The sequence below is a fragment of the Tianxiuia mixotrophica genome (assembly GCF_050596425.1).
GTDB lineage: Bacteria > Bacillota > Clostridia > Peptostreptococcales > Acidaminobacteraceae.
The window spans coordinates 171,624-184,889 of the sequence record NZ_CP192292.1 but is presented as its reverse complement, the minus strand read 5'-3'; the positions used below and the strand labels follow the sequence as shown (position 1 = coordinate 184,889).

Genomic DNA, 13,266 nt, shown 5'->3' with positions numbered 1-13,266 from the left:
CATGCAAGTTTCTTAATCTGCTGATAAATATTATAACACTTTATTGGAAAGAAAGCCTCTTGATCTATGTCTTTTTACGCCCACGGCCCATAAACATGCTGGCGACCTTCACCAGTGGGTTCCTTTCAAGGTCACTGATGTAAGCCTTTTTCCCAAGCTTTCTGATGATTTCAGAATAAGTAGGATAGGCATAAATCATGTCTGCTGCCTTATTTAAACTAATTCCGTAAAACTTAAACATGAGAAGCTCATGGATGAGCTCTCCAGCCCTATTCCCAAGAATATCTGCCCCGTAGACCATGCCTTTTTTATCACAGTATACAATGGCACGCCCCAGGGTTTCTCTCTCTGTTATTGCCCTATCTAGTTCTGAATAGTCCTGCTTGTATATTCTTAAATCTGAACCAAGCAAGTCCCTAGCTTCCGCTTCGCTCATCCCCATATGGGCCATCTCAGGGTCTGTGAAAGTCACCCAAGGCACATTATCATAGTTGACCTTGCGCTTAACGGGTAGACTTGCATTTACAACAGAGATAATAGCGTGGTTTTCAGCTATATGGCTGAGTCTGTAAGGTCCAACGGAATCACCAGCACCATAAATGCCTTTTTGCGTTGTTTCCAAGTGTTCATCCACAACAAGGCCCCGGTCTGTGTAGGCAACACCAATTTTTTCAAGTCCCAAGCTGTTCAAGTTGGTCTTGCGACCTGTGGCAATAAGAATTTCATCAAAATCCACCACTTCTTCACTTTCATCATAGTGCTTGATTGTTATTTTCCCTGGATCTACCCTTAAAATTTCCGTGTTGGCTCTAAAACGAATGCCCTCTTTATGAAGGCGCTTCATGAGTAGTTTTCCGAGTTCATGATTGTCTCTTTCAAGAATGATCTCACGCCTTAAGATAACCGTCACCTTTACGCCAAGGCGCTGCATAGCCTGGGCCATTTCCATGCCTATTGGACCACCCCCAATAACGACCATGCTTCCAGGAAGCTCAGGCATCTCAAAGAGATTTTCATTGGTCCTGTAAGCAACTTTATCAAGGCCAGGGATAGGTGGAACAAAAGGAATCGATCCTGTACAAATAATAAACTTATCTGCAGTAACAGGCTTTCCGCCAACATCCACTGTATTCCTATCCATAAATTTTGCTTGACCTTCAATGACATCAATGCCCTTCGCCTTCATGACCTCTGGCGTCTCGTGGGCATAGACGCCATGAATAACGTCACGGACATTATCCATAATGCCTATATTTTCTGGCAGTTGGCACATACCAAATCCTAGATCAGTTGCCTTGTACATTTCGTTGGCAAGCTTTGCTCTTTTCACAAGAGCCTTGCTTGGTATACAACCAGACCACGTGCAATCTCCACCAAGTTTATTTTTCTCAATAATCGCCACACGTTTTCCAAAGCCAATCGCTGTCATAGCCGATGTTATGCCGGCACTACCGCCGCCTATAATAAGTATGTCATAATCAAATTTCATTACCGTGCCCTCCTTTTAGGGTAGTTTGTCATGTGTATACCCTATGGGAATAAAGTTATTCCACATGTTCATGAGATTTATTTTATTGATAGGGGTAAAGATTTCATATAAGCTAGAGCCGCGTGCTCAATTGACAATATGCATGCATTATGTTAATTTCTATAGCAATACACTGGCTTAAGGAGGGCGATGAAGACGTTTAAACTAAAAAGATCTACCCAAGCATCAGCACTATACGATCCTGCATTCATAATGCTGGGATTTATGGCATTCATTCTTGCAATCATTATTTTTTCAGGTGAGGCACTGCCCTTTAAAATAAACCTTTCAAAGGCACTGGAAACGCATCTTGAAAATGCTTTAAAGCTCACACTGGCTTGTATTGTTGGGAGTTTTATAGGCCTTGAGAGAGGCAACAAGAATAGACCAGCAGGCATTCGAACCAATGCTCTGGTTTGTGTCGGGTCCGCCCTCATCATGATTATTTCCTTTGATATTTTCTTCAAGTACAACCACCTTGCGAATTTTGATCCCGCTCGACTCGGAGCACAGGTTGTGACAGGTGTGGGTTTTCTTGGTGCAGGTACAATCATGCGCAACGGAACCAATATTAAGGGATTAACAACCGCCGCTGGACTCTGGGTCGTTGCCAGCCTGGGTCTTGCCATTGGTGCAGGCCTATATATAGAGGCCACGCTTGCTTTTATGCTGGTTTACTTCACCCTTCACCAACTCAGCAATATGGAGCAGCGTCAAAACCTCAAACGAATTCAAGTTGAATTTTTTATTATTTCAAAAGACAAGGCTGGTCAAATCGGTGCCATTGGCCAGGCGCTTGGAAAAAAAGGGGTTCGAATCACAAACTTAATGATGGAACGTGATGACGATGCCCACTTTGAAGACCACGAGATCGATGAAACAGAACTTTGTCTTCACCTACACACCCGCCTGCCTAAAGGGGTTCGGGGCATAGACCTTCAAAGAGATTTGGAGACCCTTGATGGTATTGTCTCAGTGGAGTACAAGTATATTACTGATATAATCTAAAAAAAATGCCCTGTCCACCAATCTTAATTGGAGGACAGGGCATTCTATCTATTTCACTTTATTCTGTAACCTTTTCTATGTCCTTGTCTTCTTGCTCACCTGAAAAATCAGCTTCTTGCGACGTGTCATTGACTTCATCCATATGAAGCTTTTGTATATTTTCTGGATCAGGCATTATTTTTACATAAACTGTCCTGGTTCGTGGACCATCGAACTCAGCTAAATACACGCCTTGCCATCGCCCTAACAAAAGCCCCCCCTCATAAATTATTAGGGGTAAGGATACGCCCATCATACTGCTTTTTATATGTGCCGCTGAATTGCCTTCTGCATGGGCATAATTGTCATCTCTTGGAACAATGAGCTCAAGCTCTCCAAGAATGTCATCCACCACATCGGGATCTGCATTTTCATTGATAGTTACCCCAGCTGTTGTGTGGGGGATAAAAACATGACACATACCACTGTCCACACCACTTGCCTCAACGGCTCTGTACACATATGGTGTGATCTCAATAAACTCTTCTGTCTCAAATGTTCTAATGTTGAATTCAAATACCATATGCATCACCTCAATATCTCTTTTTGAATATCGACAATAAAATCCACCACTTCAAAGCGATAGTCTTCATCTAAAATATGGCCAACTTGTTTATACATGGACTCTAGTATGGCTTTATTTGATGAAACACCTGCAAAACCGATTTCAACAAGATTCCACAGACTTCCATCATCTATGGTGGCCACTGATAGATTATGTTTTTTCTCGATTTTTTGGGTCACACTTCGAACAACCTGTCTGCGATCCTTTAAAGAATACGCTTCATAAATTCTGATTTTCACATAGCCTATACCAACAAACATAACCATCGCCTCACTTTAATTATACCCTTATATAGGGGATTCGACACGTATAGGAAAGATTCCTATTTGAATTCTTGCGCTGTCTTTTCCCAATTGGTCTTAGGGGAAAATTTTAGCCTTACATGATAAAACGCCAGTCACTCAAAGGGGACTGGCGTTTTATTGACACTTGTATTTATGATAAAGATAAATTTGATTTACAAAACTCTTTCCAGTTCAAACTCATGTTTGATTTCAATTCCATGTTGACCCAACTTTGGAATTTCAGGCTTGATCTGTCTTGCCATGTCCACAGAATTTCTGTAAAAACCGCAAATATCAAAACCTCTTTTTTGATAAAACTGCAGGGCATCCGTATTGTCATTGGTCGTATAGAGCCAAATCCTTCTGCATTTTTCTCGGGTGGCCACTTCGCTTACCAAATTAAGGAGCATAGACCCAATGCCCTGACCCTTATTGATACTATTCAGGGAAACAATTTCACATTCCCCCGAGGTGATGCTAAATGTAATCAGGCCAATTATCTCTTCATTTTCAGTGATCACAAATCCATCCAGATCGGCAACAACATGTATGCGACCACGGCTTATCATTAGTTCTGATCCCCAATTTTCACGGATAAAGTCCTTTACGCGAGGCTTGATGTTATCATCAATCCTTTGAAAATCAATCATTGTTCTCTCACTTTCCGCCTATATATGCCTTGCTCGAATACTCATCAAATAGACATAGAACTTGGCTCTTTTCAAGCTCAAGAGCATGGGACACAATATCCGTGACCCCTTTCGCAAAAGCTTGTTTTCTCTCGTCTGAACGCCCTTCAATCATTTTCACTTCAATAAATACGATAGATTTTCTCTCATTAGCTGTCGCTCGGTGGATGGGCAAGGCTTCATACAGAAATACCTGTCCTTGTTCCTGTTTCAACTCAAGAGCTTCTATCATATATGTACGAAGGGCTTTGACCATTTCCGCCTTAACTCTGGCTCGCCCGTCATTTTCTGCATGTATAATCAACTGTGGCATAAATGTACTCCTTCTCTTTTTTAGCATCATGGCGTCTTGCAACCCGCAAGCTCATGCCAATGCAAAAACTTCATATAGAGGATTCACGGCCCTAAAACATGTCGATGGTAACTTAACGACTTTGTCACTGATATGCCCTAAATCTCTCCCCTATCATTATATACTAAATTTCCGGGAAAACTGCAATCATATAGGGAGAATCTCTTAGCTTTTATTATTTCTTTCCGCCCTTTTTAGGGCAAGCACTTTTAAGCGTATACAGACGAATACACGTCTATAATTTTGCAAGCGTCTATTTTCTATGTATAGTGCATAGTCTACGAAATTGGTTTGTTTTTCTATTTTTAACACCACATAACATATATTTTACAAGGTTTCTTTCTGGCCTTAACAATAGATGACTACACTGATTTTAGTGATTTCAATAGAAGATATATTTATTTAGGAGGCTTTTCAATGGTATTTTCAAAGAAAATGATGGGACGTGCTTTGGCTCTTGGCCTGGCAGCCTGTATGTCATTATCAGGTATGGTGACATATGCAAGTCAAACAGCGACAACTCAAATAAACAGCACTCTGCCAAAGTATGTTTTTTATTTTATCGGGGACGGCCTTGGCTCTGCGCAAAGACAAGTTGCTGAGTTCTACTTGCAACACCAAACAAATGATCCAACTGCAACCCTGACAATGAATGAATTCCCTGTTATGGGAATGAACACGACTTATTCAGCAGACACTCTAATCACAGACTCAGCAGCGGCAGGCACAGCCCTTGCCACTGGCCATAAAACAAACAATGGCGTTATTGCACAGCTCCCAGATGGAACACCTGTTAAAACACTTGTGGAACTGGCAGAAGAAAAAGGCATGGCGACAGGTATTATCTCTACAACCCGTCTCACTCATGCAACACCAGCGGCATTCGCCTCACACAACGAAAACAGAAACAACGAAAATGAAATTGCTGTGGACTTCCTTGACAGCGGTGTCGACTTTATGGCGGGTGGGGGCTACCGTCACTTCATCCCTCAAAAGAATGACATCGGTAAGTCCAAGAGAAAAGATGACACTAATGTGATCGAACAGTTTAGCAACCAGGGCTACCAAGTCTTCGTTTCTGAAGAAGATACAGATGAATTTATGAACTATGAACCAAAGGCGGGTGAGAAAGTATTTGCCGCCTTTACTTACTCTCATCTTCCATATGAAATTGATAGAATGCAGGACAATGCAACACCTTCCTTGGCACAAATCACTGAAAAAGGCATTGATGCACTATCCACAAACGACTCATTCCTCATGGTCGTTGAAGGCGGTCGTATTGACCATGCTGGCCATGCTAATGATGTGGCTGGTTCAATCTATGACACACTTGCTTTTGATGCGGCCATCGCTAAAGCCTATGATTTCTATATGGACCATCCAAACGAAACTCTGATTATGGTTGCTGGCGACCACGAGACAGGGGGGCTAGGCCTTGGTTTTGGTCTGCAATACTTTATGAATCTTGAAGAAATTGATGCAACACAAGCTTCTATTGAAGATAAATTGGCATACTCTTATAATGCAGGCGATGACAGAGCAGCATTTCTATCTCGTCTGGTAAAGGAATATGGTTTGACTAAAATGACAGAGGCTGAAATGAGCCGTATAAACGAAGCCCTTGACATGGTAGATAATGGCCTTGAAGGTTCCACTGAGGAATACGGCTATAACACAGCTCACCCTTACGTTGCAGTCGTTGCACATATATTATCCGAAAGAGCTGGAATTGAATGGACAACATACGCTCACTCTGGCACGATTATTCCTTTCACTGCCATCGGTGTGGGCGCAGAAGATTTCATGGGCTATCTAGACAACACAGATATTGCAGAAATCATGGCTGATCAAATCAACGTGGAACTGGACCAGTAAATTGGAGGCAAAATGAAACGGTATGTTTTTATCGTCTTCGTCTTTGTCTTAACCAGCGGACTTCTCATGCAGTCCACTGGCGAAAATAGGGCTGGTCAAACTCAAAAAATCACTGAACTTCACGCCACTGTCGTCTCCGTTGATGACAGTGGCTTAATCCATACTGGTGTTGTGCCATACGGCCCACAGTTTGTGGATGTGACCTTCACTGATAAAGACTGGGCTGGTCAGAGACTAAGCATAAAGAATCATTTGATGGGAAAGGCTGACATAGATACACCTTGCCAGGTCGGTGATGCGGTCATTGTTGGCGTAAAAATTCAGGACAATAAAATAATGGCAGGCAAAATACTAGAGCACGATCGGACTTTATGGTTGAGCATTATGGCAATACTCTTTGTGAGTCTCCTTGTTGGATACGCTGGAATGATAGGTATTAAATCCCTCATATCATTTATCTTAAGTGTGTGGATTATTTGGGATGTTCTGGTAAGAGGCCTCCTTGAAGGCAAAGAACCTATCTTCCTTATAAGTTGGGTTATTGTTCTGCTTTCAGCCATAATAATTTTCAGTGTTGCAGGTCTGACAAGAAAGGGAGTCAGTGCATTTTTGGGCACCTTGCTTGGACTTGGATTTACTGTGATTCTGACTGTGATTTTTGGCAGTGGACTCAAAGTCAACGGTATGACTCTCCCCTTTGCAGAAGCCCTAATATTTAATGGCAACCTATCCTTGAACATGCGTGAAATATTCTATGGTGCCGTACTCCTTGGTGCCAGCGGCGCCTCTATGGACATCGCTATGGACGTGGCAGCTTCCATGGAGGAAATTAAAATTAAAAAACCAGATATTGAAAGAAAAGAGCTCATTCTTTCAGGCATAAAAATAGGCAGACATGTAATTGGTACTATGTCCACGACTCTTCTTCTAGCCTATTCTGGTGGCTTTATAACCCTGCTTATGCTCTTTATGACAAAGAGCACTAAACTGTCGCACATCTTAAATCTTAAAATTGTGGCTTCTGAAATTATGCGTACACTTATTGGCAGCACAAATCTAATTTTGGTCGCTCCACTTACAGCTTTGATTGCCGGCTGGCTTCTCTGTCAAGATCAAACATTTGAGTCGCTTTATAAGTCTAAGCCTGATGCTGAAGAAATGCAGGCAGAAAACATATAGAAGTAAAGACTTTAAAATTCCATCAAAGGCAAGCTAAACTGTACATAATCCATGTACAGTTTTTTTGTGCTTAAAACTTGTAAAGTTCAGTATGAAAGTCATAGAAATCACCTCACAACTTTTGAAAATATTCACAAAGGTGACTTTTCGCCCTTGTGATGCCTTTTTTTCCACGTTATAATTATTAAATCAAATAATTACAGATTGTTTAACATTTTCTAATATCGTATCACTAGGGATTGATTGCATAAAAAAGCCTTTTATGCAGGACTCAACCTCCATTAATGATCACGACATCTTCTGATTAGGCAAGTCAAAAACTTAACAAGCGTCCCTATAAACCCCAGGGTTTTAGACAGGTGTTAAGGATTTGATGTGTCGTCAACTCAACTCATTCATGGGAGGCTATTATGAAACACACAAAAAGCTTGAAATTTAAGCTGACAGTACTTTTAATCGCAGCAATACTCTTACCCCTCATTATTTCCAATGGGGTCAACCTATCTAACACTTTTAATCACATGCAAGATGCTGTCTTTTTTCAAAACAGACAACTTGCAGGCTCTCTTTCAAGACAGCTTGAAACCCTGACTCAGGACCTTTCAGAAACCATGATCACCCTTTCCACTTATGACAGTGTCAAGCAGATGAATCCTTCCGCCATGGCAGATCCACTCCTTAAAACAGTGGAACACACCACAATGATTTCCCAAATTTATGTTATGGACACTTCTGGCATGCAAATCTATAAAACATCAGGATCACTCGGTGACCGCGGGGACAGAGATTATTTCATTGAGGCCCTTTCCGGCAATACATATTTTTCTGATGTCATTATTTCTGGATCAACAGGCATGCCAATTGTCGTGCTTGCAACTCCTATCGAAAGAGCAGGCAAGATTGTTGGCGTTATAGGTGCATCTATTGACCTATCTGAACTTAGCGCCCTTTCTTCAGCTGTTGTGACTGGCGAAACGGGGTATGGCTTTATTGTTGAAGGCAACGGAAAAATCATTGCCCATCCAGATGCAAGCCTGATTACAGACATGACCGATGTATCAGAAGTTGAGCCTGTGGCTCAAGCGATTTCAGGTAATACTGGTATTTCAGAGTACTTGTTTGACAATGAGGAGAAATTGGCCGCCTATACATATATGCCAAACACCCGGTGGGGACTTGTGGTTCAAACACCAGCCCATGAAGCCTTTGCTGTGGCTGTAAGCCAAAGAAACGGCATGGCTGGACTTCTACTGGGCTTTGCTATTATAGGCTTTATTCTAGCTTATGGCCTTTCAATATCCATTACAAAACCACTTTTACAGCTTAATGATCAAACAGGTCTCATTGCCAAGGGCGATCTGAGCGGCCATATGCCTGACAAACTCCTTAAGCGTACAGATGAGTTTGGTCAACTTGCCAAGGGCTTTGAAACCATGAAAAATAATACGAAAAACATTATCGAAGAAATTCAACGTATTGCAGGCCAAACCAAGGACTCATCATCCACTATTTTGACGCTTTCAGAGCAGATGGGCCATACAAGCGAAGACATTGCCCAAACCATAAATTCTGTGGCTGAAGGGGCAACAGACCAGGCCCAGGAGACTTCTAAAACATCTCATATTACAAGCGACTTGGCAGATCTGATTGAAAATATCAACGAAAAACTTAGGGTCTGTGTGGAACAAGCGACTCAAATGTCTCATCAAAATGATGAGGGACAAAGAGCCGTGTCCCAGTTTTCCACTCTATATCAGGAAAATATGGACCTGACACAGGAAAGTGTGGCGGTGGTTTATGAACTGTCTGAAAAATCATCATTTATCACTTCAATTATTGAGACCATTCAAAGCATATCGGAACAAACGAGCCTACTCGCATTAAACGCAAGTATTGAAGCAGCAAGGGCAGGGGAACACGGTCGCGGTTTCGCCGTTGTGGCTGACGAAGTCCGAAAACTGGCTGGACAGTCCAATGAAGCCACTGAAGAAATCCGCGAACGAATGGCAGAAATTGCAAATTTAATCGACAAGGCAGACAAATCCATGAAGGCTTCACAGAAGATCAATGAAACCACTTCTGAAAACCTGGTGGGCACAATCAATATTCTTGACAGTGTTGGTGCTTCATCGAGTGCAGTGACAACACAGGTGGAAGGTTTATCCACTGACATGCATTCTGTTGAAAATTCCAAGGATCTTGTTGTGGACTCCATTGGAAACGTCAGTGTCGTGGCCCAGCAGTCTGCCGCGGCCACACAAGAGGTGAGTGCATCCGTTGAGGAAATGACAGCGTCTATTGAAGAAATTGTTTCTTCAATGCATCAGCTTAATGGTTTGATTGAGTCCCTTGCGGATTCTGCGAGTGCATTTAGGCTCTAGACCCCTTTTACATTCATCCAATTTAGCCATTTGTAAAATGAGCAACTTGCAAAATATCATTCAAACCCCCTTGCCATACCCTATATAGAATTATTATTCTTAAATATCTATATAGGATATGACGAGGACATAAATCTGTAGTTTTGTAAGCGCCTAAAATAAAAAAGCTGTTCAAATCACACGTTTTAGTGATTTGAACAGCTTTTATAATGTCATCTATACCCTCTACATAAATAGTCCCATAAGAGCGTAAACGGCCACTGGCATAAAAACCGCCGGAAGCATATTGGCAACGCGAATTTTTGCCGCTCCCAAAATATTTAGACCTATTGCTAGAATTAAGAGCCCACCCACAGAGGACATATCTGTAATCATAGCTTCTGTTAAGAAGTCCTTTACCACAACAGACAACATGGCTATGGCACCTTCATAAAGGAAGACGGGCACAGCTGAGAATGCCACCCCAATGCCGAAAGTCGATGTGAAAAGTATTGATGTGATTCCATCCAGTATGGACTTTGTGAACAGGGTTTGATGATTGCCTGTTAAACCGCTATCCATAGCGCCCACGATGGCCATGGCTCCACTACAGTATATAACCGTACCCGTGACAAAGCCTTTTGATATGCCTCCGCCACCACGGCTAAATCGCTTTTCAAGCTTTCCGCCAAGACCTTCTAACCAGCTGTGAATATCAATAATTTCACCCAACCAACTACCCACTGCAACTGACCCAATCACAACTAAAAAATTAGCTGATTCAAGCGCCCCAGAAATACCGATAATCATGACCGCCAGACTCATGCCTTGCATGATTGTCTCTTTCGTATTTTCCTTAATGCCACGACTGAGCAAAAGCCCCACAAAAGACCCTATAAGTATGGCAACCCCATTTACCACCGGACCAAGCATACATTCACCCCTCTAGTTTTTCTCGAAATTTTGTGTCATCATTTATTTCCAAATGAATTTGTTATAGTATAACAGATTGCCAAATATAATAGTACCCAAAATCATTTACACGAATATGGTGATTGACACTTAGGGCATTAAATATCCTTCTTTTCAAATAAGGCTATGGATAGGCCAAATAGAAAAACGGCTTCTGCTGTAAGAAGGCCAATATTAAAGGCTTTTAGCCTATACATAGCCCTGCCCATAGCCTGATCTATTAACCCAAAGGGTGTCATCCAGACATAGGCGCTGGTGGTCTGTGAAATCTTCATTATGGTGCTTAAAAAGTAGAGGAATAGAACCAAACCCGTTCCTATTGTTACAATGTTTTTTGGATTTTTCAGACAAACAGACAAGCAGACTCCCATCGCTGATAAAACCACCATAAAAAAGAACAGATACGTGTGAAAAACTAAAATATCCTTCACCTTATAGGGAGAAACCAAGACATCTATATCCTTTTGAGCGCTTGGAAAAACAGTTTTAAAGGTTTCAAGTGATTCGGAAGACTTGATCTGTCTTAAAAAGTATTCTGGCTGAGAAGAAAACATCTGGCCAAGGAAAGAGGGGTCAGAATAAAAACGCTCTTTCATGTCGTCAAATGCCTGCCTTGTTTCTTTAACACCCTCAATAAAATCCGACCGCTGATTCTCTGGTATCCCAAATAACTGCATATGTTCACTAGGATTTTCTAAAATTTCATCAAAAAATGCATAGGGATCCCTTTCAAGTCTGTTTAAAACAGTCCTTATTGTCTCATCATCCAATTCAATATCCTCTTGCACATTCTCTCTTGAAGGTAAGGATGCATAAGCCTTATCTACGAGCCAGCCCATGAAAAATTTATCATCAAGGGTCCATATGTATTGTACACCTTGTGGATTATCCTCAATGACATTTCTTACATTCTTAAGAGCGGATTCACTCGTGTGGTACTGAAGGGGAGCGTCTTTTGAAAAAAACGCAAAGCTTAAAAGGGTTGTTAGGCACAGCCCCACCGTCACAAGCATGATTCTGCTTAAGATAGCCAAGGTTTTTGATACAAGGACCTCCCAGCGCTTGACTGGCTTTGTCAGCAAATACTCGAATGTCTTGTCTCTCAGCTCCCCACCCACGTCTGACACAGCTGTCATCATGGCGAAAATTCCCCCAATTAAAATGACATATATAGACGCATAAGTCATATAAAATCCAGAGAGAGATCCCAGCTGATCTGGGCCAACTGCAAACAGGTTCAACATGCCTTTCATCATTGGATTTTCGAATATGACTTCTATTTCAGAAAGACTTTGAGATATTGGCGGATAAAAGGCCATCCCTAACACTATAAGAAGCGCTAGGGTGAGCGTCCACAAAACCGTGCTTTTTTTGTGTTGTCTTAAAGACATCAGATATATGTTAAGATTCATGGTCCACCGCCTTGTCCACTAAATGTCTGGGCGCATCCCCACTCTGATTGTAATAATGCATGAATATTTCTTCCAGAGATGGTTCTTCCATAGTAAAGCCCCGAACATCCCATTTAGAGAGATTTTTAAAGAGGTCTTGGTAATTCCCGTCAAAGTCAAAGGTGTATATGTCTTTTTCCACTTTTATGTTATAAACACCGACCTCTTTCATTTGAGCATAAAAAACCTCTTTAAAATCTGCCCGCTCCTGAAGTCGCATTCTAACCTTTTTTAGTTGTTTCTCTCTGAGTTTATCCACTGTGGATACTTCTAGAATTCTTCCCGACCGTATTACAGCCACTTCTTTACAGTGTCGCTGAACCTCGCCGAGGGTATGGGAAGAAAAGAAAATACTCGTACCCTTGTCGTTTTCTTCCCTAAGAAGCTCAAAAAAACGAGCCTGCATTAAGGGGTCCAGTCCACCAGTTGGTTCATCCATAATCAGTAATTTTGGACGGTGTATGAGGGCCTGTATAATGCCTATTTTCTTCTTGTTGCCAAATGATAGGTCATCAATGGGACGGGTAAGATCAAACTCAAACCAGTCAGACAGGGTCTTGATACGTTTATGATCGACCTTTCCATAGAATTTGGCCGTATACTCTAGGAGTTCGCGCCCGTTTAAGTGACCGTATAACTGGACTTCGCTCGGGAGATAGCCCGTGTCTTTCATAATTTTGACCCTATCTTTCATGAAATCCATGCCCAGTATTTCAGCTTGTCCTGATGTGGCTTTGATGAGCCCAAGCAGGGTTCGAATCGTTGTGGATTTACCTGCCCCATTGGGACCGATAAAACCAAAAAATGCCCCCTCTTTCACTTGCAAACTCAAATTTTCGATACCGCGTATATCACCATAGTACTTGGTCAGTCCATGTATTTGTATAGCTTCCATAAGACCTCACCTTTCTCAGCATAGTCTTTCTTATACCTTACCCATCACTTCGCACTTGTCCGCATA

General features: G+C 41.8%; 11 protein-coding genes and 1 pseudogene. 4 read left to right on the top strand and 8 right to left on the bottom strand.

The genetic code is table 11. From position 1 onward, the window contains the following. Positions 1-64: 64 nt before the first annotated feature. The gene (locus tag ACQ4KW_RS00865; protein ID WP_430884667.1) at positions 65-1,489 is read right to left on the bottom strand and encodes a dihydrolipoyl dehydrogenase family protein; all 1,425 of its coding nucleotides are present in this window, start codon (positions 1,487-1,489) and stop codon (positions 65-67) included. A gap of 189 nt (positions 1,490-1,678) precedes the next feature. On the opposite strand from ACQ4KW_RS00865, the gene ACQ4KW_RS00860 reads away from it, so the two are divergent. Continuing rightward, a complete protein-coding gene (locus tag ACQ4KW_RS00860; protein ID WP_430884666.1) occupies positions 1,679-2,536 on the top strand; it encodes an MgtC/SapB family protein in 858 nt (285 codons plus the stop codon). 175 nt (positions 2,537-2,711) lie between these two features. On the opposite strand, the pseudogene ACQ4KW_RS00855 reads toward ACQ4KW_RS00860, so the two are convergent. From ACQ4KW_RS00855 to ACQ4KW_RS00840, 4 genes and pseudogenes are all read right to left on the bottom strand, one after another. After that, a pseudogene (locus ACQ4KW_RS00855) lies at positions 2,712-3,098 on the bottom strand (secondary thiamine-phosphate synthase enzyme YjbQ); the annotation flags it as partial. A 5-nt stretch (positions 3,099-3,103) separates the two neighbouring features. Then, positions 3,104-3,400: a DUF503 domain-containing protein gene (locus ACQ4KW_RS00850; RefSeq protein ID WP_430884665.1), complete on the bottom strand. Its 297-nt coding sequence runs from the start codon at positions 3,398-3,400 to the stop codon at positions 3,104-3,106. 197 nt (positions 3,401-3,597) lie between these two features. Further along, the gene (locus ACQ4KW_RS00845) at positions 3,598-4,074 is read right to left on the bottom strand and encodes a GNAT family N-acetyltransferase (protein WP_430884664.1); all 477 of its coding nucleotides are present in this window, start codon (positions 4,072-4,074) and stop codon (positions 3,598-3,600) included. 7 nt (positions 4,075-4,081) lie between these two features. Beyond that, complete coding sequence (locus ACQ4KW_RS00840; protein ID WP_430884663.1) at positions 4,082-4,426, bottom strand: tautomerase family protein; 345 nt, start codon at positions 4,424-4,426, stop codon at positions 4,082-4,084. Between the two features lie 456 nt (positions 4,427-4,882). On the opposite strand from ACQ4KW_RS00840, the gene ACQ4KW_RS00835 reads away from it, so the two are divergent. The 3 genes from ACQ4KW_RS00835 (at position 4,883) to ACQ4KW_RS00825 (ending at position 9,903) form a co-directional block, all read left to right on the top strand. After that, positions 4,883-6,343: an alkaline phosphatase gene (locus ACQ4KW_RS00835; RefSeq protein WP_430884662.1), complete on the top strand. Its 1,461-nt coding sequence runs from the start codon at positions 4,883-4,885 to the stop codon at positions 6,341-6,343. 12 nt (positions 6,344-6,355) lie between these two features. Beyond that, positions 6,356-7,522, top strand: coding sequence for a YibE/F family protein (locus ACQ4KW_RS00830; protein WP_430884661.1), 1,167 nt, complete (start codon positions 6,356-6,358; stop codon positions 7,520-7,522). A gap of 410 nt (positions 7,523-7,932) precedes the next feature. Then, positions 7,933-9,903 carry a methyl-accepting chemotaxis protein gene (locus ACQ4KW_RS00825; protein WP_430884660.1) on the top strand — a complete coding sequence of 657 codons (1,971 nt, stop codon included), beginning with the start codon at positions 7,933-7,935 and terminating at the stop codon, positions 9,901-9,903. 225 nt (positions 9,904-10,128) lie between these two features. Here ACQ4KW_RS00825 and ACQ4KW_RS00820 read toward each other — a convergent pair whose 3' ends face one another. The 3 genes from ACQ4KW_RS00820 to ACQ4KW_RS00810 form a co-directional block, all read right to left on the bottom strand. After that, entirely contained in the window at positions 10,129-10,815 is a 687-nt protein-coding gene (locus ACQ4KW_RS00820) for a DUF554 domain-containing protein (protein ID WP_430884659.1), read from the bottom strand. Between the two features lie 137 nt (positions 10,816-10,952). Next, entirely contained in the window at positions 10,953-12,266 is a 1,314-nt protein-coding gene (locus ACQ4KW_RS00815) for an ABC transporter permease subunit (protein ID WP_430884658.1), read from the bottom strand. Beyond that, positions 12,256-13,200, bottom strand: a complete 945-nt coding sequence (locus ACQ4KW_RS00810; RefSeq protein WP_430884657.1) for an ATP-binding cassette domain-containing protein — start codon at positions 13,198-13,200, stop codon at positions 12,256-12,258. Before ACQ4KW_RS00810 ends, ACQ4KW_RS00815 begins: the two co-directional genes overlap by 11 nt. Between the last annotated feature and the right edge of the window lie 66 nt (positions 13,201-13,266).

Coding starts and splice junctions, on each gene's coding strand:
- ACQ4KW_RS00865 (WP_430884667.1), bottom strand. CDS start 1,489: ATGAAATTTGATTATGACATACTTATTATAGGCGGCGGTAGTGCCGGC.
- ACQ4KW_RS00860 (WP_430884666.1), top strand. CDS start 1,679: ATGAAGACGTTTAAACTAAAAAGATCTACCCAAGCATCAGCACTATAC.
- ACQ4KW_RS00850 (WP_430884665.1), bottom strand. CDS start 3,400: ATGTTTGTTGGTATAGGCTATGTGAAAATCAGAATTTATGAAGCGTAT.
- ACQ4KW_RS00845 (WP_430884664.1), bottom strand. CDS start 4,074: ATGATTGATTTTCAAAGGATTGATGATAACATCAAGCCTCGCGTAAAG.
- ACQ4KW_RS00840 (WP_430884663.1), bottom strand. CDS start 4,426: ATGCCACAGTTGATTATACATGCAGAAAATGACGGGCGAGCCAGAGTT.
- ACQ4KW_RS00835 (WP_430884662.1), top strand. CDS start 4,883: ATGGTATTTTCAAAGAAAATGATGGGACGTGCTTTGGCTCTTGGCCTG.
- ACQ4KW_RS00830 (WP_430884661.1), top strand. CDS start 6,356: ATGAAACGGTATGTTTTTATCGTCTTCGTCTTTGTCTTAACCAGCGGA.
- ACQ4KW_RS00825 (WP_430884660.1), top strand. CDS start 7,933: ATGAAACACACAAAAAGCTTGAAATTTAAGCTGACAGTACTTTTAATC.
- ACQ4KW_RS00820 (WP_430884659.1), bottom strand. CDS start 10,815: ATGCTTGGTCCGGTGGTAAATGGGGTTGCCATACTTATAGGGTCTTTT.
- ACQ4KW_RS00815 (WP_430884658.1), bottom strand. CDS start 12,266: ATGAATCTTAACATATATCTGATGTCTTTAAGACAACACAAAAAAAGC.
- ACQ4KW_RS00810 (WP_430884657.1), bottom strand. CDS start 13,200: ATGGAAGCTATACAAATACATGGACTGACCAAGTACTATGGTGATATA.